The organism is Microbacterium sp. SORGH_AS_0969 (assembly GCF_030818255.1).
Classification (GTDB): domain Bacteria; phylum Actinomycetota; class Actinomycetes; order Actinomycetales; family Microbacteriaceae; genus Microbacterium.
The window spans coordinates 1,110,852-1,133,841 of sequence record NZ_JAUTAG010000001.1 but is presented as its reverse complement, the minus strand read 5'-3'; the positions used below and the strand labels follow the sequence as shown (position 1 = coordinate 1,133,841).

25 protein-coding genes are annotated in these 22,990 nt (G+C 67.2%); 10 read left to right on the top strand and 15 right to left on the bottom strand.

What is annotated here, in order from left to right; translation table 11 throughout:
- Nucleotides 1–31 precede the first annotated feature (31 nt).
- From QE388_RS05200 to QE388_RS05190, 3 genes are all read right to left on the bottom strand, one after another.
- Entirely contained in the window at nucleotides 32–1,405 is a 1,374-nt protein-coding gene (locus QE388_RS05200) for an FtsX-like permease family protein (RefSeq protein ID WP_275801303.1), read from the bottom strand.
- Nucleotides 1,405–2,169 carry an ABC transporter ATP-binding protein gene (locus QE388_RS05195; RefSeq protein ID WP_275801305.1) on the bottom strand — a complete coding sequence of 255 codons (765 nt, stop codon included), beginning with the start codon at nucleotides 2,167–2,169 and terminating at the stop codon, nucleotides 1,405–1,407. Before QE388_RS05195 ends, QE388_RS05200 begins: the two co-directional genes overlap by 1 nt.
- Before the next feature lie 330 nt (nucleotides 2,170–2,499).
- Nucleotides 2,500–2,781 (bottom strand): response regulator transcription factor, encoded by a 282-nt coding sequence (locus tag QE388_RS05190; RefSeq protein WP_307383585.1) that lies wholly within the window; start codon nucleotides 2,779–2,781, stop codon nucleotides 2,500–2,502.
- Nucleotides 2,782–2,993: 212 nt separating this feature from the next.
- On the opposite strand from QE388_RS05190, the gene QE388_RS05185 reads away from it, so the two are divergent.
- A complete protein-coding gene (locus QE388_RS05185; RefSeq protein WP_373426637.1) occupies nucleotides 2,994–4,271 on the top strand; it encodes an IS256 family transposase in 1,278 nt (425 codons plus the stop codon).
- Nucleotides 4,272–4,565: 294 nt separating this feature from the next.
- Here the strand turns inward: QE388_RS05185 and QE388_RS05180 are convergent, their stop codons facing one another.
- From QE388_RS05180 to QE388_RS05160, 5 genes are all read right to left on the bottom strand, one after another.
- Complete coding sequence (locus QE388_RS05180; RefSeq protein WP_275800336.1) at nucleotides 4,566–4,880, bottom strand: hypothetical protein; 315 nt, start codon at nucleotides 4,878–4,880, stop codon at nucleotides 4,566–4,568.
- Between the two features lie 233 nt (nucleotides 4,881–5,113).
- On the bottom strand, nucleotides 5,114–5,587 hold the full coding sequence (locus QE388_RS05175) for a hypothetical protein (RefSeq protein WP_307383583.1): 474 nt from the start codon (nucleotides 5,585–5,587) through the stop codon (nucleotides 5,114–5,116).
- Between the two features lie 10 nt (nucleotides 5,588–5,597).
- Complete coding sequence (locus QE388_RS05170; RefSeq protein WP_275800340.1) at nucleotides 5,598–6,206, bottom strand: recombinase family protein; 609 nt, start codon at nucleotides 6,204–6,206, stop codon at nucleotides 5,598–5,600.
- A gap of 187 nt (nucleotides 6,207–6,393) precedes the next feature.
- Nucleotides 6,394–7,221 (bottom strand): MerR family transcriptional regulator, encoded by an 828-nt coding sequence (locus QE388_RS05165; protein WP_275800342.1) that lies wholly within the window; start codon nucleotides 7,219–7,221, stop codon nucleotides 6,394–6,396.
- Nucleotides 7,214–8,488 (bottom strand): MFS transporter, encoded by a 1,275-nt coding sequence (locus QE388_RS05160; RefSeq protein ID WP_307383578.1) that lies wholly within the window; start codon nucleotides 8,486–8,488, stop codon nucleotides 7,214–7,216. Before QE388_RS05160 ends, QE388_RS05165 begins: the two co-directional genes overlap by 8 nt.
- A 351-nt stretch (nucleotides 8,489–8,839) precedes the next feature.
- On the opposite strand from QE388_RS05160, the gene QE388_RS05155 reads away from it, so the two are divergent.
- From QE388_RS05155 to QE388_RS05125, 7 genes are all read left to right on the top strand, one after another.
- Nucleotides 8,840–9,619: a CPBP family intramembrane glutamic endopeptidase gene (locus QE388_RS05155; RefSeq protein ID WP_307383577.1), complete on the top strand. Its 780-nt coding sequence runs from the start codon at nucleotides 8,840–8,842 to the stop codon at nucleotides 9,617–9,619.
- 211 nt (nucleotides 9,620–9,830) lie between these two features.
- Nucleotides 9,831–10,094, top strand: coding sequence for a hypothetical protein (locus QE388_RS05150; RefSeq protein WP_275800348.1), 264 nt, complete (start codon nucleotides 9,831–9,833; stop codon nucleotides 10,092–10,094).
- Nucleotide 10,095: 1 nt separating this feature from the next.
- Complete coding sequence (locus tag QE388_RS05145; RefSeq protein ID WP_275800350.1) at nucleotides 10,096–10,911, top strand: Fic family protein; 816 nt, start codon at nucleotides 10,096–10,098, stop codon at nucleotides 10,909–10,911.
- Complete coding sequence (locus QE388_RS05140) at nucleotides 10,908–11,357, top strand: recombinase family protein (RefSeq protein ID WP_307383573.1); 450 nt, start codon at nucleotides 10,908–10,910, stop codon at nucleotides 11,355–11,357. Before QE388_RS05145 ends, QE388_RS05140 begins: the two co-directional genes overlap by 4 nt.
- A 150-nt stretch (nucleotides 11,358–11,507) precedes the next feature.
- Nucleotides 11,508–12,329, top strand: coding sequence for a DUF5677 domain-containing protein (locus QE388_RS05135; protein WP_275800354.1), 822 nt, complete (start codon nucleotides 11,508–11,510; stop codon nucleotides 12,327–12,329).
- A gap of 292 nt (nucleotides 12,330–12,621) precedes the next feature.
- The gene (locus QE388_RS05130; protein WP_307383570.1) at nucleotides 12,622–12,960 is read left to right on the top strand and encodes a hypothetical protein; all 339 of its coding nucleotides are present in this window, start codon (nucleotides 12,622–12,624) and stop codon (nucleotides 12,958–12,960) included.
- Nucleotides 12,961–13,022: 62 nt separating this feature from the next.
- The gene (locus tag QE388_RS05125) at nucleotides 13,023–13,334 is read left to right on the top strand and encodes a hypothetical protein (RefSeq protein ID WP_307383568.1); all 312 of its coding nucleotides are present in this window, start codon (nucleotides 13,023–13,025) and stop codon (nucleotides 13,332–13,334) included.
- A 31-nt stretch (nucleotides 13,335–13,365) separates the two neighbouring features.
- Here the strand turns inward: QE388_RS05125 and QE388_RS05120 are convergent, their stop codons facing one another.
- Nucleotides 13,366–14,028: an ArsR family transcriptional regulator gene (locus tag QE388_RS05120; protein ID WP_307383566.1), complete on the bottom strand. Its 663-nt coding sequence runs from the start codon at nucleotides 14,026–14,028 to the stop codon at nucleotides 13,366–13,368.
- Between the two features lie 212 nt (nucleotides 14,029–14,240).
- Between QE388_RS05120 and QE388_RS05115 the strand changes: the two genes are divergently transcribed.
- Entirely contained in the window at nucleotides 14,241–15,263 is a 1,023-nt protein-coding gene (locus tag QE388_RS05115; protein WP_307383563.1) for a serine/threonine-protein kinase, read from the top strand.
- Nucleotides 15,264–15,271: 8 nt separating this feature from the next.
- On the opposite strand, the gene QE388_RS05110 is transcribed toward QE388_RS05115, so the two are convergent.
- Genes QE388_RS05110 through QE388_RS05095 form a run of 4 tightly spaced genes read right to left on the bottom strand, consistent with a single transcriptional unit; the run spans nucleotide 15,272 to nucleotide 20,407 of the window.
- Entirely contained in the window at nucleotides 15,272–16,090 is an 819-nt protein-coding gene (locus QE388_RS05110) for a DUF6671 family protein (RefSeq protein ID WP_307383561.1), read from the bottom strand.
- The gene (locus QE388_RS05105) at nucleotides 16,090–16,413 is read right to left on the bottom strand and encodes a P-II family nitrogen regulator (RefSeq protein WP_058595311.1); all 324 of its coding nucleotides are present in this window, start codon (nucleotides 16,411–16,413) and stop codon (nucleotides 16,090–16,092) included. Before QE388_RS05105 ends, QE388_RS05110 begins: the two co-directional genes overlap by 1 nt.
- Nucleotides 16,410–18,941: a DUF2309 domain-containing protein gene (locus QE388_RS05100; protein ID WP_307383560.1), complete on the bottom strand. Its 2,532-nt coding sequence runs from the start codon at nucleotides 18,939–18,941 to the stop codon at nucleotides 16,410–16,412. The genes QE388_RS05105 and QE388_RS05100 overlap by 4 nt, the downstream gene beginning before the upstream one ends.
- Nucleotides 18,941–20,407, bottom strand: coding sequence for a proton-conducting transporter membrane subunit (locus QE388_RS05095; protein WP_307383558.1), 1,467 nt, complete (start codon nucleotides 20,405–20,407; stop codon nucleotides 18,941–18,943). The genes QE388_RS05100 and QE388_RS05095 overlap by 1 nt, the downstream gene beginning before the upstream one ends.
- 98 nt (nucleotides 20,408–20,505) lie before the next feature.
- Here QE388_RS05095 and QE388_RS05090 point away from each other — a divergent pair, with 98 nt between their 5' ends.
- Complete coding sequence (locus QE388_RS05090; protein ID WP_058597146.1) at nucleotides 20,506–20,778, top strand: winged helix-turn-helix domain-containing protein; 273 nt, start codon at nucleotides 20,506–20,508, stop codon at nucleotides 20,776–20,778.
- A gap of 541 nt (nucleotides 20,779–21,319) precedes the next feature.
- Here QE388_RS05090 and QE388_RS05085 read toward each other — a convergent pair.
- Nucleotides 21,320–22,405 carry a DUF3039 domain-containing protein gene (locus QE388_RS05085; protein ID WP_307383554.1) on the bottom strand — a complete coding sequence of 362 codons (1,086 nt, stop codon included), beginning with the start codon at nucleotides 22,403–22,405 and terminating at the stop codon, nucleotides 21,320–21,322.
- A 33-nt stretch (nucleotides 22,406–22,438) separates the two neighbouring features.
- Nucleotides 22,439–22,831 (bottom strand): helix-turn-helix domain-containing protein, encoded by a 393-nt coding sequence (locus QE388_RS05080; RefSeq protein WP_275800370.1) that lies wholly within the window; start codon nucleotides 22,829–22,831, stop codon nucleotides 22,439–22,441.
- Nucleotides 22,832–22,990: the final 159 nt, after the last annotated feature.

Below are 22,990 nucleotides of genomic sequence, written 5' to 3'. Positions count from 1 at the left end.
TGGTTTCGGTACAGAGTTTCGGGACGGTCGTTCAGTGAGCGGTAGCGGCGCGCGCGGGTCGGACGCGAGCAATTCCAGCGGCGGTGCTGGGGGCGGTGGCGAGGGCGGTCACGATGTAGCCGGCAACGGCAGCGCCTAGGAGCGCTTCGACGTGGAGGGTCGGAGCCGCAACCAGGCCAACGTGATTCAGCGCCGCCGTGAAGCTGACGGTGATGCCGAACACGACCGGGACTGAGACGAGAAGAGCTGTTCCGACATACATGAGCGGTTCGATGAGGCTCGCCAAGACGAGGTTCGCTGGGCTCGCTCCAACGGAGCGCAACTGGCGCTGCTCGCGCTGCGAGTAGCCGACCACGGAAAAGAGGACGGTCGCTGCACCAACGAGGGCGATGACCGCCCCGGGAGCGAAGAGTACAAGGCCCTGCTGGGCGTTGACGGCCGCTTGTTCTGCTTGACCGGTGGCTATCTCCCACGTGCGGGACAGGCTGAAGTACACACCCATGATCACAAGCACCATCGCCAGAGGCGCGACAGTCGACGAGGTAGCGGACAGGCGCTGCGTCGCTCTGATTCGCGCGAGCCACCACGCAGGCCACGCGCTCGGCGGAACGACCCGTGTCCACAGGCCGAGAAGCGGTCCGAGAACGAGCGGAGAGAGGATGCTGATTGCCGCGGCCGCTGCGAAAGCTGCGATCAGTCCCGTCGTGGAAGCGGGACCGGGATCGGGCTGGCCTGCTGTAGATGTCGCGATCCCTACCGTCGCCAGGGCGGCGACTACTCCCAATATCCAACGGCCGATCCTGCGTCCTGGCCGTCCCTGAGCGGCGCGAAGCACTTCCAGCGGAGGGATACGTGAAGCCCGACCCGCAGGAGCGAGTCCGCCGAGGATAGCGAGAGTCGAAACCACGGCGACGGCCAGGGCGATGGGCGCGATAGACACATCAGCGGCGATTGGAACGCTGATCGTCGTGACGTGGAGGAGAAAATCGAGAGATGGCTGCGCGAGGAGCGGAGACACGGCGGCTCCGACGGCAGATGAGACGACAGCGACGAGGAGAAGCCGGCACAGCACGATAAGGCGAACGTGTACCGGCGCGGCCCCAGCGAGACGCCAGGTTGCGATGAGTTTCCTGTCGAGTTCGACAGATGTACCGGCAACCGAGGACGTGACGAAGATCATCGGGACGCCAATGCCGAGGATCATCATGAACAACGCGACCTGAGCGACGACAGCGCCGGTCCCTTCGGGGGCATCGCGCAAAGCGAGTTGTCCCGCTGGCCCTGCGACAGAGAACACGACCGTGAGGGCGAGCGCGGCGAGGGCACCGGCGGTGAGAAACAACACCGCTGGGCCGACGCTGACGCGCGGGTTCCTCACGGTGGCACTGAGAATCAGGCGAAGCATCAGGCTGCTCGCGGGGCAGACATGGCGCGAAGCACGGCTGCGCCATCGGCTCCGCGCAGCTCGGCGGCGAGCACGCCGTCTCGCATGACCAGCACCCGGTCGGCGCGAGCCGCGAGGGAAGGGTCATGCGTGACGTAGACCAGCGCCGCTCCCGACGAGCTCAACGACTCAAGGTGCTCCACGACGGCATCCGCGTTCTCGCTATCGAGAGCACCGGTTGGCTCATCAGCGAAAACGAGCTGTGGGTGCGCGATCAACGCACGGGCGATGGCGAAGCGCTGCTGCTCGCCCCCCGACATAGTGCCCGGAAGGGCTCGCCCGCGATCGCCAACCCCCAACCGATCCAGGACGCTCCGTACGACGTCAGCGGCGACACGTCGTCGGCTCAGCCGCATCGGCAGAACGGCATTCTCAAACCCAGAAAGCGTCGACACCAGGTTGTACTGCTGAAACACAAAGCCCACTCGTTCCCGATACTCCCGCGCCAGATGAGCCCCGCTCATCGACGCGACATCGCGACCGAACAGCGCCACCGACCCAGAGGACACCGGATCGAGGCCAGCGAGGCAGTACAGCAAAGAGGATTTCCCGGAACCGGACGGACCTACGATCGCCACCCGCTCCCCGGCCCCGACGCGCAGCGTCACACCACGTAGAACGTCGCGCGTCTCTCCCCGACGCACCTGAAACCCCTTACGCACATCGCGAGCTTCAAGAACGGCAGGACCCTGCGCCTCTCCGTCGTTGAGTGGAATCAGAGCCATTGCACCCTCCCGAGTAGGCGCGTCGCGCCGGACCCGGCCAATCTACCGCTCCCGACCCACGGCCGTCCTGGCGGCGTCCTCTTTGTAGGTTTCCGGAATCGCTCGAAACTGATCGTTTCCGGGGCGGCTCAGCCGACGTCGACGCCGACCCTGTGAAACGCGGCGTTTTATGGCGCAGTATTCGCGGCGATAAATGTCGTTGGTGAGTCACTTCACAGCGAGGGCTCGCGCGTGAATCGCACTAGTTCGGGCTACGTTGTGGGCGCCCCTGGTGTCACCCCACTGCGCGGGAACTAGCATCCCGCTGTGGGGGGGATCCATCGGCCAGCCTCATCTCCACCGCGAGGCTCGCTGGACACGGAGAACTATCTCTACTCGGTCGCGGGCCTGGAGCTTGGAAAGGATGCGACTGACGTAGGTCTTGATGGTGGCCTCGGACAGCTGGAAGCGTTCAGCAAGTTCGCGGTTGGTGAGGCCCTCAGAGATTGCGTGGGCTACTTCGCGCTCTCTGGGTGTGAGGGTTTCGAGTGTGTCGACACTCTGCGTGAGGTTCTGGGTCTGCCTCCAGGCGTCACTTTCCAGCATTTTCCTGGTGATGCGGGGTGTGACCACGCACGTCCCCTGTACAGATTTGGGGAGGGCTTCTTCCCTCGCCGTTAGGAGATCGCGCAGGGTGGTCGGGGCGTGCAGAGCGTGTCAAATGGTGTGTGTAAGGGGTGGGTCTCCTTACGAAAGGAAACACACTGTTGGCTATCGACAAGGCGTCGCGTGAAGAGCGGCGTAAGGCCCAGGCTGAGGGTGCTCAGCGTCTGATCGAGTCCGGGATGCTGGATGACTTGTTCGCGAAGATCGACGCCGGCGAGGTTCAGCTCGATGGCGACGGCGGCTTCATTCAGCAGCTGATCAAGACCGGTCTCGAGCGGGGGCTGCAGGCGGAGCTGACCGAGCACGTCGGTTATGAGAAGGGCGACCCCGAAGCGGCGCTGCATCCGAACTCCCGGAATGGGTCGTTTCCGAAGACGGTGGGGACCACGGCGGGCGAGGTCGAGTTGCGGATCCCCCGGGACCGCAACGGCACGTTCACGCCGCGGCTGGTCCCGACCGGGTCGCGACGGTTGTCGCAGTTGGACGAGATGATCGTCTCGCTCTACGCCGGCGGGATGACCGTCCGCGACATCGAGCATCACCTTGTCGCAACCCTCGGCGTCGACCTCAGCCACGAGACAATCTCCAACATCACCGAGGAGATCGCCGACGAGGTCCTGGCCTGGCAGTCACGGCCGCTGGAGGCGTTCTACCCCGTCATCTACCTCGATGCCCTGGTGATCAAGGTCCGTGACGGCGGCCACGTCCGCAACAAGGCCGCCCATATCGCTGTCGGCGTCGACATGGACGGCATCAAGCACGTCCTCGGGATCTGGGTCCAACACGCCGAGGGCGCGAAGTTCTGGGCGTCCGTCTGCGCCGAACTCGCCAACCGTGGTGTCCGCGATGTCCTCATCGTCTGCGTTGACGGGCTGACCGGGTTCCCCGAAGCGATCGAGGCGACCTGGCCGGAATCGATGGTCCAAACCTGTGTCGTTCACCTCATCCGCAACGCGATGCGCTTCGTCGCCTACGGGCAACGCAAGGCCGTCGCCGCAGCGCTCAAGCCGATCTACCAGGCCCCCACCGCGGACGCGGCTCTGGCGGCGCTCGATACGTTTAAGGCCTCCGAGCTGGGGCAGGCGAACCCGCGGTCGGCGCAGGTGTTCGAGGACGCCTGGGAGAGGTTCATACCGTTTCTGGCGTTCCCGCCGGAGCTTCGGCGGGTGATCTACACGACGAACGCGATCGAGTCGTTGAACTTCCAGCTTCGGAAGATCATCAAAAACCGCGGCCACTTCCCCAACGACCAAGCAGCCGTGAAGCTGCTCTGGCTCGCGATCTGCGACATCGAGGACAAACGAGCCCGCGACCGCGCCAGCGAACGAGGGCTACCCCGCGGATCCAAGCGGAAAGCCCAAGGACGCCTCGTCGAGGGGCAAGTCGTCACGAACTGGATGAAAGCCCTCGAACAACTCTCCCTCGTCTACCCCGAACGCATCCACCGCTACCTCTAACCCCCGAGACACCACCCACTTACACACACAACTTGACAGGCTCGGCGTGCAAATTCCGCTCATCGGCGCGGTCATAGCAACACCTGTCGAAGCGGCTGCCTCCACGTCGGGATCGAAGATGAACGCCAAGACACCAGACGTCAAGACGGCGTACCCCCCGACGACCACGATAACGATCAGAACGATCAGAATTGTTAGCGAACGTTTTTGTACCCGGGTCATCATCGTGTGCCACGCTAGCCCTTCCTATACGAACCGGAAGGAACCGATCGGTTTCGCACCGACTCGCGAAGTTCAGTGCTGGGCGTGATGGACGCGCCGCTTAATCGGCAGGCCACCCGTGGCAGAGAACGCGGCAATGAAGACACCGAGTCCGGCGAGGCCGGCCACGAAGAACGACACCACAGCCCAGAGCGTGCGCCCGACGCGGACGGCAAGCCCGATTAGGAGCGATGCCGCCACCACAGCGCACCCGCCGCTCCACTGCAACACCCGGGCGGTGTCGAACTGGTGCTGCTCCGCTCTCCTACGCCAACCGGGACCCAGAGAGCAGGTGTTCACGAACTGGTCATCTGTGCGTGTCACGATGACGTCCATGAGACGCTTCACGCCTGCGATGCTACGACTCGTCTTGGCTGTCGTCTGCGTCGTGGCGGTCCCCGCCGTTTACTCGATGGGGATGAGTTACGGGGCGGAGTATCTGGTGTGGGACCCCACCTACTCGACTTACTACTACGAGGAGCGTCCGGCCGGACTTGTCGTCATCGTGGTCGCGCTCGTGCTCTGCGCGGCCCTGGGCGCGGCCTCCGTTATATTGGGTGTGAAGGGCATGGTCGCGTTCGTTAGGGCCTACCGTGTTCGGTATCGCCGGACCGGACTGCCCAACGCTCCAGCGTGAAGACCCACCCGGCCAACATCTGATCACCCTCGCGGGTGTCCGGGTACCCGATCGCGTAAGCAACCCCATCGTCGTCCGGTTCTGACGTCGGGCCCCACACCACATGCTCTACTGGTCGGCGCGTGTCCGCAGTGGTCTCTAGAGGCGCACGAGTAACTGATCCTGCGCAGGGTTCCCACCCGTTTCCGTCAACCCAGGTGACCTTCACATAGAGGGCATCAAGAGCAGTCACAATGCCCTCAACGACAACGGCCCCGTCGACGCCACCCTCGGCGTACTTATCAAAAATGAACGGGACCTCGTCGACACTCGCGTCGTGGAAGTACACCCGCCGATAAGGAACTGCCCATCGAGAGATGGACTCTCCGACGCTGATGACCTCACCGTCCTCGTCGAGTTCAGACAGGGTCGCGAGCACGCGGCAGGTCTCATTCATGGGGCACTCCGACACCGGGACTGCCCGCGCCGGCGGTGGACTGGTGCCGGTACAGGGACGCGCGGGACCACCCCACCAACGCGGCCGCCTCGGCGGCTGTCTTTCCCGCTGCTCTGGCCTGAGCCACGATCGCCAACTTCTCACCCACCACACCCGGGTCCGACTTCGGCCGCCCGAACCGGATCCCGGCCTCCCGAGCCACAGCGATGCCGGCGTTGACTCGTTCGACGATGAGTTCCCGTTCGTATTCCGCCAACGTGGCGAGCATGTTCAGCATCAGCCGGCCCGTCGACGTCGCAGGATCGATACCATCCGAGACAGACATCACCTGGATGCCGGCATCCCGGAGCCCATTCACGGTATTGAGGACATCAATCAGGGAGCGGCCAAGCCGGTCCACTCGCCAGACAGCCACGGTGTCACCCGGTTCGGCGTACTCGAGCAGGCGTCGCATCCCCGGACGCGACGCCGCCGTTTTACTGCCGGACATAACGTCGGAAAAGATGTCCCGCTTCTGCACCCCTATAGAGAGGAGCGAACCGATCTGGAGTTGCGGGTCCTGACCGGCGGTACTGACCCGTGTGTAACCGAGAAGCCTCACCCGCCCATCTTGTCCCGTAAAGTCCTCGCAGAGCTACTGAGACACGGGATGCTGTGAGATGACTTTCCGAGACGGTGGTGAACCTCGAAAATGCGGGGGAGGGAAGCGCCTGAATAACGCAGCCTCTTATGTCTTGAAAATCTTTAGTTTTTCGGGACGAGTGGCCCCTGTCGGAGACGAAGTCCACCTACCCTGTCGCTGTCTCCGGATCAGGGTAAGGGACGCCCGGTGTCGAGCCGGAGTCGCGACTCGCCCCGTCATTGGGGCTTCTGCTCGTTAGTACCGTTGCGATTCGTGTGAGCGTGCTCTGCTGTTGCTCGTTGAGCACGTCCGACGTGTACTCGCTAAACAGGCTCGCGGAACCGATCAGCTCGTAGGGCTGCGGACCATTCGAGAACTCGTCGAGCAACGGCTCAAACGATACGACGATGTTCTCGACGAGCGCGGAGATGTCCTGCTCAGTGCTCGTCGGTCCGAGCCGATCGAAACGCTCCGCGATGTCAGCTATGGACGGAGCGACCGTGGATCCGCTTATCCGCTCGTAGAAGCGCGCGAGAAATGGCATCCCCTCTTTTCCGACGAGGTGCGCCAGTAGTACCGATTGGTCGCGGTCGATTTTCGCGAGGTTCGGCGGTAGTCCCGTGGCTACGAAGACTGCGAGGAACGGAGCCAGCTCCGGGGGAAGGTCCGGGGCCGCGTCGTGGATGCGGAGATGGGCGATGAGGTTGCGTTGCTCTGTGAGACGTTCGATCTGCCCCGCAAACGCGGCGTCCAGCTCATCCAGCAGCCCTCCTTCATCTGGTGCCGCATCGTTGAGCAGATCGGGCATCCGATCCAGCGGTATCCCCAGCGAGGCGAGGCGCTTGATTCGAACGACCCGGATCAGGTCGTGCACGTCGTAGCTGCGATACCCATTGCGCCCACGGTCAGGTTCCGGCAACACGCCAACCTGGTGATAGTGGCGCAACGCCCGGACAGTGACCCCCGCGAGTCGCGCCAACTCTCCGCTATGCACTGTCAACCACCGCCGTCTCGCCGTTGCCGGCCTCTGCCGACTCGGGGTCCAGGTTATGCAGCGAGCGTGCGAACAAGCCGACGGCGACCGCGACCAGCCACACACTCACGAGAGCGATCGCCGCGACGTTCACGCCCGCGTACTCAGTGAGAACGGCGGCGGTCACGATCCCGACGGGTGGGGCGGCGGTCATGATCGCGTTCTGTGTGCCCATGATCCGTCCGCGCATCTGCTCGGGGATGCGCTCGATCATCAGCACTCCGATCAGGCTGCCGAAGAGTCCGCTGGACAGGCCGACGACGAATGCGCCGGCCAAGACCACCCACACGGAGGACAGGGTGGCGATGAGACCGAAGCCGAGGGTGCTACCGAGCAGCCCAGAGAGGAACCATGCGCGCCGTCGTCCGCGGGTGCCAGCGATCGCGTAAACCGTACCGCCGACCAGCATTCCAGCGGCCAGGGCGGTGAGGATGAAGCCGAGCATTCCGGGTTGCCCGACGAGCGTGAAGTAGACAGGCAGGATCAACCCTTGCAGGGAAGCAAGCACGATCACCGACGCGAGGCTCAGCACCGTGGTGACGATCAGGAATCGGCTACCAAGTAGCACCCGCCACCCGTCCCGGAGCGCGACCCAGCCGTTGCCCGTGACAGTGGCCGCAGCGCCGTCCGCGGTGACAACGGCACCGACGTGGTGCGGGATGAGCAACGTCAGCAGCGCCGCTGCCAATGATGTCGCCGCGGTTATCCACAGCACCGTGGACCCGTCGAACAGCACCATGAGCGTCCCTGCCGCCGCTGGGCCGAGCAGCAGCGCGACCGCGCCCAGGGCCTCGCGGACTCCCATGAGCCGTTCCGAAGCGATCCTGCTGTGGCGCACGATCGCGGGCAACAGGGCATCCCTAGCAGTCATGCCCGGCACATCTCCCAACGAACCGATGATGCCGAACAGGATGAACCAGCCCAGGCTCAGTCCCGAGAGCAGGTCGATCAGCGGCAACGCTGCGACCGACGCGGCCGAGACGAGATCGGTCACGACCGACGATGTGCGCCGGTTGATCCGGTCGATGACCACACCCATCAGCAGGCCCGCAAGCATGGCAGGGATCGCCGTTGCCGCGGCGACCGCACCAGCACCGAGGGCACTACCGGTGACCTGCAAGACAATCAGCGGCAGAGCAACGCCCGCGATCGAGTTGCCAAGCAGCGACAGTAAATAGGACGCCAGATACGCAACAGGAGTGAGCCTCATCGCTTCAGTACGAACCATGACGTAGGGGCAGGGTCAAGCGCCGCCGTCATTTGCCCTTCGAGCCGCCAACCTCTGTGACCGAATCACCGCCACATTCCGTGAACAACCACAGGTTGTGAGACACGACTCGCGGAAGTAGCTCGGCGGTAGGAGGACCGTCTCATGAACGGTCGTTCGCGAGGGCTCTATGGAAGACAGGCCATTTAGTCCCGATCCCGCGGGGGACGATTGGGCTTCGGGGCGGTGGGGGCCGAAAGAGGTGCAACGTCCAGCCGGCACTCCGCCCTCACGGCATGCGCTGCGCATCTTTGCGACGACTTGCCTCTCAGTCACGACATCATGAGGCGTATGAACGCACACGATCAGCACATGCCAGGCGAGGTCGTGCGTGGGCGTGTTGTGTCTATCGCGCTGCTCATAATGGGAGCCTTGCAACCAGTTGTCGTCGGCTCGTTGCCGTTCGCAGTCGTAGCGGCGGGGGTCGCAGTCGGGCTGAGCCTATGGCTACGATCTCTCGACGCGGCGGAGGCCAAGGATGCGATCATCCTGGTCGCTCTGCTCTACATCGTCGGCCTGGTTCCGGGCATTGGTCTGTGGCCGAGCGGGCCAGCGATTGCCATTGGGGTGACAGCGCTCATCTCGTGGAGAGCCGGCCGCCTCGCACGGTGGCGTGAATGGCTACGAGTCGGGCGGTTCGATGGACAGGCCTGGGCGACCATAGGAGCAGTGGCCGCCGTGAGTGTCGTTGCCCTCCTGCTCTGGCAAACCGTGTTCGACGGACAGCTGCCGACCACATACAGCGAGCTCGCCGGATCGGTGGCTGCCCCGGTTGCGGTGGCGGGCGCCCTCGGCTTCACCGTCTTGAACGGTGCGATCGAGGACAGCATCTTCTTCGGACTATTGCTGACACCCATGCTGCGGTACTTCCCACCTCGATCGGCTGTCGCTCTCACCGCTCTCGCATTCGGACTCGCACACCTCCACGGCGTTCCAAACGGGATCGTCGGCGTCCTGCTCGCCGGAACGTGGGCGCTGATGCTGGGCTACTTGCGCACCCGCACAGGAGGAATGCTGGCCACCTACCTCGCCCACGTCGTGGCCGATGCAACCATCGTTGCCATGCTGATCCCACCGCTGCTAACCATGTGAGGCTCCAGCCGCGCTGGCTCAAGAAGCCCTCCTCCTTGGGCGCCGAAGCGACGCGACAAACGCGACAATTACCGCCGCGCTTCACAGAGTTGCCGGAAACACGCCGATCGCCGCGGTGCAAAACCCCGTCGCGAAACCCGAACCGATGCAAAAACAAGTGGAGCCCTTTTGCATCATTTGATAGAATTGGTGGGGACCGAGGGGAGCCACCGTGGCCGAGTCGCAGATGAAGATCGAGCAGCAGTACCCGGAGCTGTTCGCGCAGCTCACCGACAAGCAGCGTCGCGCCGTCGTGCAATCCCTCGCCGCCGGCTGGCATGAGGGCTGGGAGCCCACGCGCGAGGACGTCGAGAACCTGACGGACTACGCGCGCGGCGCGATTGACGCGGCCGAGTACGACCGTCGTTCGGCGGCGGCAGCTCACCGCGCGGCCGAGGTGTCTCGACGCGCCGCCGGCGTCGTCGGCGCAGCCTGACGTGGCCGATCGGTTCGATACCTGGGAGTCGTATTTCTATCCCGAGACCATCAACGGTCTGAACGGCACTCTGCGCAACAAGTTCGATGAGCGCGACTTCTTCGAGCTGAAAGCTCGCGAGTACGGGCAGACGGCCCGTCGCGGGTTCGAGCTGGAAGCGGGGATGGTCGATATCCCTAAGACGTTCGACGCGGAGCACTTGAAGGCGATTCACCGGCACCTGTTCCAGGACGTGTACGAGTGGGCGGGGGAGTTCCGCACGGTCAACATGGGCAAGGGTCCGGGGCGCGACTTCGGCCACGTCGACGACGGGGAAGTGGGCCGCTACCTCTCCGAGGTGCACCAGCTCGCGACGTCGACCGACTGGGCCTCGATCAGCCGTAACGACTTCATTGCCACCAGCGCCACCGTGTTCGCGTACGTGAACCAGGCGCACCCGTTCCGCGAGGGCAACGGCAGGACGTCGAAGCAGTTCATGCACGACCTGGCCGAGGGCTCGCCGTTCCGGTTCGAGTTCGACCGGGTGACTCCCGAGCAGTGGAACCAGGCATCCGCTATGAGCCGTCCCGACATGTTCGCGTTCGCTCCTGACCCGTCGTCGCTCGTGCCGATCTTCAACGCGGTGAGTGTCGAGAAGCCATCCCTCGCGGCCGACCCTCTCGCAGACGTCCGAGCCGTCATCAGCGGCAGCTACCAACGGTCCCCGAAAGAAGCGACCAGGGGTGCGGGCCAGAGCGGCCAGCAGCCGCCCCGGGCCCGCCGTAGCGGCCCCGGCCACATGTCCGACCGGTTCCCCACGGCGGGGCTCGAGAGATGACGAACGTGATCGGCTACGCCCGCGTCTCCCGCCGGGAGCAGAACCCGGACGCGCAGGAGGCCGAGCTGCGCGCGGCCGGCGCTACCCGTGTGTTCGTCGACCACGGCGAGTCCAGTCGCATCGCTGCGCGCCCTCAGTGGGTCGCGTGCCTGGATTACCTCCGCGAGGGCGACACTCTTTTGGTGCGTCGCCTCGACCGTCTCGGCGGCAGCGAACGGATCATCCTCGACACGTTGAACGAGCTGCGCGAACGCGGCATCGACATTCGCTCTCTGACCGAACCGCAGATCGACACGACGACCCCGACGGGCCGTGCTCTGTTCGGGATCGTTGCGGTGTTCGCGGAGCTGCGCGTCGACACGATTCGGGAGAACACGCAGCGCGGCATGGATCATGCCCGCGCTCAGGGGAAAGCTGATTGGCCGACCGTCGAAGCTGAGCGCTGACCAGCTCTCCGAGCTGCGCCGTATGCGCGAGGAGGACGGGTCGAGTTTCGCCTACATCGGGAAGGTGCTCGGCGTCGACAAGTCGACCGCCTCCCGTGCCTACGCGGAGCTGTCTCGTTTTGCTGACACTCAGGAGCCGGCAGGTTCGCGGTGAAGCTCACCGGCAGCGAGCTGCGAACGGTCATCGACGAGTTGCAGAGCGCATGGCAAGCACACGGCGACGCCGATTCTCTCTACCAACCCGCGGCGCGGCGGGATCAGCGGTTCACGGGAGAGGACGCCGCGCGGGTCGCCATCGTGCACGGCTGGGCGCGGCACTTGCATGAGACGGCGAGGGCGGCGGCTCTTCTTCTCGATAACCGGATGACCAACGCTGCGCTTCCTCTCGTCCGCCAGATGTTCGAGTGCGCCCTGACCGCTGTGTGGGTCGTTCAGAGCAAGGATCAGCACGGGGTACGCGCGATCATTCGCGAGCACTCCCGTAGCCGCAGAGCGTTCGCGATCGACGCTCACAAGGCGGCGTCACCGACGTTCCGAGAGTCGGCGGATGACATTGCCGATAGCGAGCTCGCTCATGACTTGGCGACGTCGGACAGCTCGCGTCAGTTCCGCGATATCTGCCTCGATCTTTCGCCCGGTGGCGTTGACGCCTACATCTACTACCGAGTCATGTCGAGCTATAGCCATGCGTCCCTGGCAGTCACGGACCTGTACTACAAGGCCGCCGACCCGGGCAGCGGTGCGATGCCCTATCGCCTTGCTGAACCCCGCGCCGCGATACCCGCCGACACGTTGCTCTATTTTGTCGCAGTAACACTCGTCTGGGGTGCTCGCGCGTACACCTACACAAGCCGAGATCACACGCACCGCAGCGTCATCCGTCGTGCAGCCCACACCCTCCAAGTGAACAGCGAAATCCAGCTCAGCGACCACTACCGGCGTCGCCATGCAAAGCCCCGGACGACGAGATAGCTCTCGGCCTTCCGGATGTCATCATCACTCTTTCCCGGTCCCCTTGATACATGCCGTCCTTCACAGCGCAGCACCCCGTCAAGGGTGCGGCCTGCCGCATCACGGAGTGACGCGAAGCGCCCCTGACGAGGTGTCGGGGTGTGACGCGATCTCGGGCATCAGGCGGGGCGAGTTCGACCGCCCCTCGCCGCGCCGGCTGCACTCCCGTCTGGTGGAACGCGCGCGGTCCGCTCGCCGATGGGAGCGAGGTGACGGTCGAGGCATGAGCCGGACCAGAGGGCAGGATGGGAGCATGCGCATCGTCGGCGGAGTCGTGCTCCTGATCGTGGCGACGGCGGTCGGCCTCTTCGGCCCCTTCGCCTTTCTCGTCACCGGACTCGACTGGACGTTCTCCAAGCCCGACACCGTTCTCGAGGACTCCCCCCGCTGGGACGCCGAGCGGCTGTGGCACGTGCAGTTCGGAGTTGCCGCGCTGGTCGTCTGGCTGTTGCTGGCTGTCGGTGCGTACCTCGTCCTGTTCCACGGGCGCGCACGCAAGCGCCCGGTGCTCGCGGGCGTTCTGACCGGTGCGAGCGCACTCATCGTGCTCGGGGCGACGGCCGCGGCACTCTCCTCGCCGCACAGCTTCTGAGCGCGGCATTGCGCCCCAGACCGATGCGAGGATCATCGAACGGTGCAGCGGAGGAGATTCGGATGATCAGTTCTCCGCGCAAGCTCGCCCTCTCTCTGATCGCCGGAGGGGTGCTCGCTCTCGTGGCGGGCACCGTACTCGGCGTCACGACCGGTGTGGCTCTGCTCGGGATGACGGGACAGGTGCTCGGGACATGGTTCAGCTACGTGCCGATCTTCTCGGAACCGACCCCGCGACCCATGCCGGCGCTGGAGCCGCTCTTGCCCGCTGTGGGGCTCGTCGCCGGCATCACGCTCTTCCTCGGGGGCTGGGTGGCGATCATTCGAGGTGCCGCGCACGGCTGGCCCGCGAGGTTCGATCGCTCATCTCTTTGAGCTGATGCCGACCGCGTCCGCTCCGGTCGGGCTACGCCGCCGCGAGCTGGGGAGCGACGCGGGTGATACGGGCGCGCAGCTCGGCCACCGTTTCGTCGAAGGCTTCGATGCTGCCCGCTCGTGCGGGGTCGCGGATGGACCAGTGCACGTCGTCTCGTCCCCGCATCCGTTCGTGGGCGTGGTCGCAGACGCTGATCAGGAAGTCGCCGGGACGCGCGACCTCGTCGACCGAACGAGGGGTCGCATCCGCCTCGAGGGGGATGCCGTGGCGAGCGGCGGCGGCCACCGCGCCGGGATTCACCCGATCGGCGGGACGGGTGCCCGCGGACGCGGCCGGAATGGAGCTGTGGGCAGTCCAGATGGCCTGCGCGAGTTGCGAGCGCGCGGAGTTGGCGGTGCAGACGAAGACCACCCGGCCTCCCACTTTCCGCGGTCCCAGGGCGAGCGCCGAGAACGCTTCGGGGATGAGCTGGAGGTAGCTGCGACGACCGTCGGACTCTGATCGGACACGTCGAGCGATACCGCGAGACTCCAAGACGTTGGCGTGGAAGGCGACCAGGTTCGACTTCATCCCGAGGGTCGCAGCGATCTCGCTCGACGACATGTCGCCGATGGAGAGCAGGTCGACGATCTGCAGGCGTCCCGGATCCGCGAGGGCAGCGAAGGCATCCGCGCGCCGTTGAAGGTCGTCCATTATGCACCTCAGGGTCGCACTTGTCAGCGGGCAGCGCCAAGTGGTTTAGCTCAGTAATCTTTGAGCGACCGCAGCGGGCCGGGCGCCCCCCAAGTCTTCGCCCGCTGCGGTCCCACCGGCGCCAAGAGTCACAGGGAGTCTCGCATGGGTATCGGAACCGGCGCGCTGGTGTCCACCACCCGCCGCGCCCGCGACAACGAACACACCCGCGTGTGAGCACCGCAACGCGACGCGACCGCAGCCGCGGCTCCGAACGGGAGGCCCTCTCGGCCCTTCTCGGCGAGGTGTTCGCGGGGCGATACCGGCTGCTGGAGCCCCTCGGACTCGACGGCGGATCGCGCGTGTTCCGCGCGCGGGACGACATCCTCGCGCGCGACGTCGCCGTGAAGATCTTCCGCGCCGACCCGCGCGATGCTTCCGATCCACCGCGCCGCCTTGCCGCCGCTCACGTGCTCACCGGGCTCGATCACCCGTCTCTGGTGACCCTCTACGACGCGCACCTCGGGCGCGACGGCCGTGGGTTTCTCGTCATGGAGCTCATCAAGGGGCCCACTCTGCGACAGCACCTCGACCAGAACGGTCCTCTCCCCTCCGAGGCGGCCGCGGGGGTGCTCCGGGATATCGCACGTGGCCTCGCCGTTGTCCACGAGGCGGGCATCGTCCACCAGCGTCTCCGTTCGTCGAACACGCTCCTTCGCCCTCTGCGAGACGGCAGTCGGCCTTTCGCCGCGGTCCTCTCCGACTTCGGCGTGACGGACCTCCTGGAGCGCGCGGCACGAGCGGACGGGCTCGACCTCACCGTCGACACGGCGGAGTACCTTCCTCCGGAACGTGTCCACGGCGAAGGCGCCCAACCTGCCTCCGACATCTACTCGCTCGGCCTTCTGATGCTCGAGGCGCTGACCGCGGAGCGCCCCCTTTCCGGCGGACTGGTGCAGGACCTCCTTCTCGACCCTCTGGCGTATGACCCGGAGATCCCCACGACGTTCGGGTACGGCTGGGAACTGCTGCTCACCGCCATGACGGCCCGTGACCCCGACGCACGCCCCACCGCGTCGGAGGTCGCGGCCCTGGCGGCCGAACTGCACGACCTCCCCGAGCCGACGCCGGCAACGGTGATCACCACGGACAGTCCGGAGCCGGTGCCGGCACTTCGAGCCGTGCGTCAGACGCGCGACGTCGTCGCGCGGAAGCGTCGACCCGCGCTCTGGACGTGGGTCACCCACTACCACTAGCCGACGCCTCACGGATTGCACGCGTCGCACGCGGCGGGATCGGCCACCTCCACCGGTCGCCGGCGTTCCCGCCGTTCCGGACACCGCGGGCACCCGTCCACGTCGAGCCGCACCTGCGACGTCGCGTTGCCGCAGGCGCCGCACGGCAGTCCGCGCACCACACCGACCGGTCCGAAACCGGGGCACCCGCACCCCGGGCAGAGGCGAGTGAGGCGTGCGGCGAGCAGCCACGACAGCCGCCGCAGCGTTCGTCGTCGCCCCGGGTTCATGTGCGCACGCAGATCCGGCTCGAGCTCGACCGGACCCCGACGGACGAGGGCGAGGAGGGCCGTGGCATCCTGAATCCCCTTCCTCATGCCCTCGTCGGTGTGCGCCACGACGGCCTGCGCGGGGAAGCCCACGCGCTGGAGATACCGCTGTGCCTCGCTCTCGCTACGGACGGTGCGCCTTGGCGCGATGTGCACGTGCTGGCGGATGCCATGACGCACGCGCATGCCGCGTTCGAGGTCGACGAACACGGCGAGCTCCTCGTGCACCATCGGGCCGAAGCCGCTCAGCGCGGGGGAGAACGACGCCTCGGTCGCGAGACCCGTCGTCGTCCCGAGTTCGGCAGCCGCCCCGCGGGCCTTGGCCGTCGCCGCCTCTTCCGGAGTGAGCAGCCGCGGCACGTCGCGCGTGAACGTCCCGAGGGCGTCGGTGTCGAGCGCCACCGTGGGGGCGACCCACGCGCCGAGCCACCGTCGGAACGCGGGCGCGAACGCCGCCTCTTTCCCGTGGACGGTGCCGATCGCCACCGTGGTCCCGTCGAACGGCGAGGGAGCGCCCATCACACGAAGTAGTCGGCGCGGCTCACCGCGGTGGGCGAGACGAACATCACGCCGGCCGTGCGCTCCAGAAGGGGACGGATGCCGGCGACGATCCCGTCCGCGCGCTCGGGAGCGACGACCGTCACCAGCAGCGTGAGGGCGTCGTGGTCGTTGAACAGCAGGCGACCGCCGCGCGAGCCGTGGTGTCCGACGCCGGCCACACCGGTGATCGCGGTGTAGCCGCGGGCACCGAGCGACTGCATCAGTGCGGAGACCTCGGCGACGTCGTCGCTCGCGACGACCACCTCGATCTTGGTCATCGGGGTCAGTTCGGACGTGCTCATGAGCGGTGCGCCTTCGTGGTGGTCTCGTGATGGAGGACGGGGATGCCGGGGGTCCCGGCCGTGTCGAGGTCGTCGAGCTGCCAGCCGTAGCGGCCCCAGCGCATCCAGGGCGCGTTCTCGCCGGCGCGCACCCGAAGGGTGATCCAGCGGTGAGTGACGAGGGTGCGGACGACCTCGGAGGCCTCGACGATCGTGTTGACGCGCTCGATCGGCGCTTGCACGAACACCTGCAGGCGCACGGGTTCGTGCCGGGCTTCGTGGCCGACGCCCACCGACTGCCAGGGCAGGCCGATCCGCAGGTCGCCGCCGTAGCCCGAGAGCACGCCCACGGTCCCGACGACGTTGTGCAGCGGTTTGGGGCCGGCGCCGAAGCGGTCGGGGGCGACCGTCGACGCGGTGTACTGCGCGTTGATCCACTGCGCCACGATCATCGGCGCGGTGAGGATCGTCTCGAGCCCCGACCCGTCCGGGTCGGCGGCGGCCTCGTAGCTGTGCAGGAATGCCCGCCGCTCGAGGTCGAGCCCGGCCGTGATCGCCCGTGGCCCGACGATGAAGGCCGCGTTGCCCGCGAGCCCCCACTCGGCGTACGACTCCGCCCAGTCGGCGGACCGCCGCTCGGTGTCGCGCACCGCTCCGGCCGCGTCGCTGCCCCCGGGGAGGCTCGCGCTGCGCTCGGCGGTGTTCGCCACCCGCGCGGACTCGAGGTGCCGCCCGAGCTCGAGCACGATCGTCTCGTGCGTGGCGGGCACCGTCCACGGTTCGAGGAGCGTGACCTCGTCGGTCACGGTGTCCATCTGCGCGGCGAGGAACAGCGTGTCCGCGGGGATCCGGATGCCACGCGCGGCCAGCGCGAGGCGCGTCTCGGGGTCGTTGAAGATCATCGCCGCGGCGCGGGCGTTCGGTTCGCCCTCGTGCCCACCGCACGCCCCGCACTGCAGGCTCGACGCGAAGGGGTTGTTCGTGACGGTCGCACCGTGGCCGCACAGCAGCACGATCGGGGCGAAGTCGTCGACGAGGCCCATCATCCGCAGCGCCGTCTCGGCGTAGAGGACGCGCTCCTCGAGCGAGAACACGACGTCGGCGTCCACGTGCGTGGATGGCTTCGCGGGCCTGACCTTCTCGACCAGCGCGCGCCAGCCTTCCGGGGCGAGCGTCCGCATCGCGGAGGCCGCGCCGATCACCCAGCCCGCGGTCTCGGCGAACGCGAAGGGCGTGACCGGCGACTCCTTCAGCGCGTCGAGCGTGGCATCCCGCTCTCCCTCCCCGATCCGCTGCCGCCGCCACCGGCCGAGGGCGTCGCGCTCGACCGACGACTCGGTGATCGCGACCCGCGGGGTCAGCAGGACGGGGCACGAGGCGACCTCGGCGGACCCGTCCGCGGGGCGGAACGAGATCGGCACCGCGAAGAAGCCGGCGAAGCCGAGCGTCTCGACGGGGCCCGCCGCCTCGAGGTGGCGCCGGAAGCTTTCGGACCGCGTGTCGATGCAGAACACGGCCTGGGCGAGCGGGCGGCCGGTCCGTTCGTCTCCCCGCGCGGGCGCGAGCGCGCGGGCCACGCCGCGCTCGTATGCCTCCTGCCAGACGGCGAGCCTGGTCGCCGGGGTGACCAGGGCGAGCGTGCGGCCCACGACCGCGCGGGTGGCGGGGTCGGACGGGTCGGCGCCCAGCGCGAGCGTGACCGTGCCGATCCGCGCCTTGTTGTTGGGCGCGGTCTGCGCCGACGCGGGGAGAGTGGCGTCGGCCGGGAGCAGGAGGCGCTCGAGCGTGACCCGGATGGCGACGAGCGAGGTGAGATCGATCCCCCGCGAGCTGTCCGTGAAGTGCCGGACGAGGGCCGACCAGCCCGGCTGCGCGAGCACGTGCGCCCGCAGGAAGTCCTCGGCCTCCGAGCCCGCGAGCTGCCAGCGGTCGAGGGCGACTCCGATCGCGCTCGCCGCGTCGGCGGGCGTGCTCCGGATGCCGCTGCGCACCCGCCGCGAGAGCGTCGGGTCGACCGCAGCGAGGCGCCGCCAGCCGGTCCACATGCCGTCGCGCCGCACGGGGCCGCTCCACGCGCCCTCGCCGAGGATCGCGGTCAGCCACCGCGCGATGAGGTCGTCGACGCGAGCGTGGATGCGGGGCGCGAGGGCGCTCGCCGGGGTGGGGAGCGAGGAGCCGAGGGCCATCGGGGGCGAGACGAGCAGGTCCTGCCGCAGAACTTCGGCGACCGTGGTGGCGACCTGACCGACCGTGAGGGTGTCGGTCGCGCGCGCCTCGGCGACCGTGAACCGGAGGGCGGCGATCAGGTCGCCCGACGAGATGCGCCCTTGCTCATGCAGCTCGCGGAAGCGCTCTTCGGGCAGCGTGAGCAGGATGCCGTGATCGCGGGCGATCTGTCCGAGAGCGTCTTCCCAGTCGAGGTCCTCGTAACCGGCGACGGGGTTGCGGGCGATGAAGGTCTCGAGCGGGAAGTGCGGCGAGATCGCGCGGCCGGCGGCAGCGACCCAGCCCCGGATGGTGGCCGGTGAAGGAGGAGCGGTGGTGGTCATCAGACTCTCCGGTACTCGAGGGGGCCGCCGGCGGATGCCGGAGCCGAGGACGGGGTGGGGGCGGCGGGGAGCGGTGGCCGACCCCACGCGAGGGCGAGGGCGAAGATCCGGTCGGAGACCGGTCCCGTGGAGCGGATGAGGAGGAGGGATGCCACGGCGATGACGAAGACCGCCACGGCGACGCCCCACGGCAGCGCCGTCGTCCCGTTGGCGGGGACCAGCGCCTCCGCTCCCGGGAAGACCACCGCCACGTACCCGACGACCGCGATCGACAGCGTGAGGAGCAGCGCCGCTCGCGTCGGGACGCGCGCCGAGGACGCGCCGATCCGCGCCCCCGCGACGACGGCGGTTGTGAGCGCGAAGAGGAGGAGGACCGCGGTCGGGTGCGCGAAGGCGTCGCTGCCGATGAGGGCGATCGCGGCGGTCCCCACGATGAGCAGCGCGCCCACGACCCGCCCCATCCGCGAGGGGGTGGACCGGGGGAGAGCCCGGGCGCGGAGCGCGTGTTCCACGGCGGACCCGGCCCCGAGGAACAGGCTCGCCTTGAAGAGCGCGTGGCCGACGACGTGCACGAACGCGAGTCCGTAGGCGCCGAGCGCGCACGCGAGGAGCAGGAAGCCCATCTGTGCCGCGGTGGAGTGCACCAGCCGCCCCTTCACGTCGGCGCGGGTGAGCATCGCGAGCGTCGCGATGAGGAGCGTGACCGCCCCGGCGATTCCGGCGATCCAGGGACCCACGGCCGAGGGGACGGGGGAGAACCGCAGGAGGAGCAGGGCGCCCGCGTTCACGAAGCCCGCGTGCAGGAGGGCGGAGACGGGCGTGGTCGTCGCGGCGGTGGCCGGGAGCCAGCCGTGCAGCGGGAACGACCCCGCGCGGGCGACCGCGGCGACCGCGACGAGGGCGCCGACGAGGGTCGCGGCCACGCCGTCGAGGCTGCCGAGGGCGGCGAGCGAGATCGACCCGGTCGAGGCGGTCGCGACGACGACGGCCGTCCAGAGCGCCGCGTCGCCGATGAAGAGAGCCACGGCGCTGCGCTGGACCGCGACCCGCGTCTGCGGGCCCGAGCCCCCCGTCGCGATCAGGGCGATCGTGCTGAGTGTCGCCAGGGTCCATCCGACGGCCAGCAGCACGACGTCGTCCGCGGCGATGGCGGTCGTCGATCCGAGCGCCGCGAGCGACGAGAGGGCGAAGAAGCTGCGCGAGCGCGGGTCGCCGCGCAGGTGGCGGCTCGCGTACACCTGCACGACGACGGTGAGGGCGACGATGAGCAGCGCGAGCGCGGCACCGGCCACATCGGTGCGGTCGGCGAGGGCGCCCGCGAGCCCGAGCGTGGCGAGAGCCGTGGCAGCGACCCCGGGCCAGACGGCGAGCGAGCCCGGAGTGCGGTGGCGTGTGGCATCCGGCAGGAGGGCGGCGCCGACCGCGGCGAGGAGCGCGGCCGTCAGGAGCGGGGCGATCGGTGACATGCGAAGCAAGTTACATGCATAAAATTGCGTGTGTCAAAACGCAGGCAATGAATAACACGTTCTTGAGTTCCGATAGTGCCGATCACTAGGCTGTGGTGATGAACACCTGGACGTTCCTGACGAACCACGCCCACGTGTTCATCTACGTCTCCCGCGACCCGGGTGCCCGCGTCCGCGAGATCGCGGATGCCGTCGGCATCACCGAGCGCACCGCGCACGGCATCCTGGCCGACCTCGTCGACGCCGGCTACCTCAAGCGCGAGAAGGAGGGCCGACGTAATCGCTACGAGTGCGTCGAGGACCTTCCGCTCCGCCACCCCGTCGAGAGCGACCACCCCGTGGGGGCGCTGCTGCAGGCTCTGCGGGGCTGAAGATCCGCGCGATCACAGCCCACAGCCCGCAGCCCGCAGCCGCTGCCGCGGGCGCGCTGCGAAGCGCGGGTGGCGGGGTTGACTCCTGTCGGGAACGAGGTGAGAAGACACTGGATGTCACGTAGCTCGTGAGGTTTCCAGTGGCCCGGGGCAACTTTGTGGTGATACTTTCCTGGCGACCCTTCGCGCGCAGGGTTTTACGCGTATCAGGGTGCTGACAGATCACGATTCCGAGGGATCGTCCTCTTCACCCCGATGTGCGGCGTGGACTCCGCGACATGGCCGAACGGCGCGACGGGATGGTTTTCACCTGCGAGGGTGGGGCTTCGTCGGCCGGGGTCGACGTCGCGTCGCGCGGTGGCAGCGTGGACGAGCCACTCGGGTACGGGCAGGAACTGCCAGTCGTTAGAGGATCCGTCTCGCCGGAGCTTCGCCTCTTTGCCGCGGCGTACGCCTACCCGCACCCAGGTCTCGCTGTCGCTTCCGACGGCATCACCGAGTCGAAGCTTGTGGTCGTCAGGCATAGCTCATCCACCCGGCATCACTTGGGTTTGACCGGTATCCGCTCAAACTCTTCGCGACATGTCGCGCAACGCGGCTTGTGCTCATGGTCTGCGGTCGGCACGAACCAGTGTCCGCACATCGCCTGCACCGCTTCGCCGTGTACGGATGCGTAGGCGATGTTGTCCCTTCGCGCGTAGTGAGCTATTGTGCCCAGGCGGACCTCGCCCGGCCGTGCGTCAGGTCCGACCTCACCGGACTCCGCGACGGCTCGTGCCGACGTGATCGTATCCTCCGTCAGAACCGTCCAGTGCGAAACCGCGTTGTCCTGGAGGGGGGCAGTCGTCCAGGTCTCGAACTGAGGGTCGATGGCGCTCTTCACGATGATGGACGCCTGTTCGCACAGGCGCGGGCTCTCCCAGTCCGCAGGCACGATCTCCACGACGAGCTCGTGGGCGACAGTTCCGTCCACATCGGTATGCACGACCATCATGGCCAAGGTCAGCAGTTCGCGACCCGAAGGGGAGAGCACAATGACGTCGTACGAGTTCTCGGGATCGTTGAGCGCGGTGTTCAGGAGCACGAGGGCAGTCAGGTGAAGCTGCAGCTTCCACGCGTCGCGGCGAGAGATCTTGTCCTCAACGGCTTCCACCTTGAAGTCCTCGGCCTGGGGAAGAAATCCATCGGAGCCGCCCCGACACCGGCGAGCGAACTCCGTGTAGAAATCCTCCGGTGATCCAGCTCGGTGATAGCCAGCGGCGCCGAGCCACGCCGTCTTCACCCCGGCCTTTTCGATGATGACGGCGGCGCCGCGCCATCGCGCCGAGTAGGTCTGCTTGAACCATTGATGGTCGTTGACTGCGCTGATGGTCTCGCGGAGGGTCCCACGGTCGTCGTCCCCAGCGAACTGTTCGTCGAAGGCGTGAACGAGCGGATGACGGAGCAGTGCGAGCGGTGGCAACAATCTGAGGTGTCGGCTGATGGCTGAGTCGGTGGTGTCCCCGGCCACCGCCTTCTGGGCAAGGACACGCAGCTCGCGAACGTTGTCGAAGTCTGCCGGCGTGGTCCACCCGGACGACAGATCCTCGGCAGCGCATTGCAATGTCACTCGCCGGCTACGCCCCATGACACCAGCATACGAACGTTGCCGACGCCAGAATCAGTCGAACTCGTCTAGCACTAGGTCGTCGAGGTCGTCGGTGTGCGCCGCGGCCTCAGCCATCCGCTTCTGCGTGGCAAGCATGCGGGCTCGGTACGCGACAAGGTCCGTTGCAGCAATGCGCCGGTCGCGTGCCCCTACGACATGATGCGCAAGCGCCCCGGAGTCGAGAATCTTGTAGAGATGAGTCCGGCTTACGCCCAGGAGCTTGGCTGCCTCGGACGGCGTGAAGTCGTCCTTCTCTGTCATGACGAAGGTGTCCTGGCCGCCACGGAGCGCATGCGACAGCGTCTCGAGAGTGGCTCGCAGAGGGCCGTCAGGGAGACGGTCGTAGCTTTCCTCGAGGATGTCGATCTCGGTTGTGGGCACGCGGGAAGCGTCGAGCCTAGGCATGGAAGATTCCTCTAATCCTGTGGCGGATGCGCGGAAGGCCGCTGGAGGATGCGGCGGGTGGGGTGATGCGGCGGACTGCTGGTTTTTACCGTCGTCGACGAATGCGCATGACCCAAGTGTCACATATGACACGAATTCCGTCAAATAGGCCATCCAGGC

Coding starts and splice junctions, on each gene's coding strand:
- QE388_RS05200 (WP_275801303.1), bottom strand. CDS start 1,405: ATGCTTCGCCTGATTCTCAGTGCCACCGTGAGGAACCCGCGCGTCAGC.
- QE388_RS05195 (WP_275801305.1), bottom strand. CDS start 2,169: ATGGCTCTGATTCCACTCAACGACGGAGAGGCGCAGGGTCCTGCCGTT.
- QE388_RS05185 (WP_373426637.1), top strand. CDS start 2,994: ATGCTGGATGACTTGTTCGCGAAGATCGACGCCGGCGAGGTTCAGCTC.
- QE388_RS05160 (WP_307383578.1), bottom strand. CDS start 8,488: ATGGTTCGTACTGAAGCGATGAGGCTCACTCCTGTTGCGTATCTGGCG.
- QE388_RS05155 (WP_307383577.1), top strand. CDS start 8,840: ATGCCAGGCGAGGTCGTGCGTGGGCGTGTTGTGTCTATCGCGCTGCTC.
- QE388_RS05140 (WP_307383573.1), top strand. CDS start 10,908: ATGACGAACGTGATCGGCTACGCCCGCGTCTCCCGCCGGGAGCAGAAC.
- QE388_RS05130 (WP_307383570.1), top strand. CDS start 12,622: ATGCGCATCGTCGGCGGAGTCGTGCTCCTGATCGTGGCGACGGCGGTC.
- QE388_RS05125 (WP_307383568.1), top strand. CDS start 13,023: ATGATCAGTTCTCCGCGCAAGCTCGCCCTCTCTCTGATCGCCGGAGGG.
- QE388_RS05120 (WP_307383566.1), bottom strand. CDS start 14,028: ATGGACGACCTTCAACGGCGCGCGGATGCCTTCGCTGCCCTCGCGGAT.
- QE388_RS05110 (WP_307383561.1), bottom strand. CDS start 16,090: ATGGGCGCTCCCTCGCCGTTCGACGGGACCACGGTGGCGATCGGCACC.
- QE388_RS05105 (WP_058595311.1), bottom strand. CDS start 16,413: ATGAGCACGTCCGAACTGACCCCGATGACCAAGATCGAGGTGGTCGTC.
- QE388_RS05100 (WP_307383560.1), bottom strand. CDS start 18,941: ATGACCACCACCGCTCCTCCTTCACCGGCCACCATCCGGGGCTGGGTC.
- QE388_RS05095 (WP_307383558.1), bottom strand. CDS start 20,407: ATGTCACCGATCGCCCCGCTCCTGACGGCCGCGCTCCTCGCCGCGGTC.
- QE388_RS05090 (WP_058597146.1), top strand. CDS start 20,506: ATGAACACCTGGACGTTCCTGACGAACCACGCCCACGTGTTCATCTAC.
- QE388_RS05085 (WP_307383554.1), bottom strand. CDS start 22,405: ATGGGGCGTAGCCGGCGAGTGACATTGCAATGCGCTGCCGAGGATCTG.
- QE388_RS05080 (WP_275800370.1), bottom strand. CDS start 22,831: ATGCCTAGGCTCGACGCTTCCCGCGTGCCCACAACCGAGATCGACATC.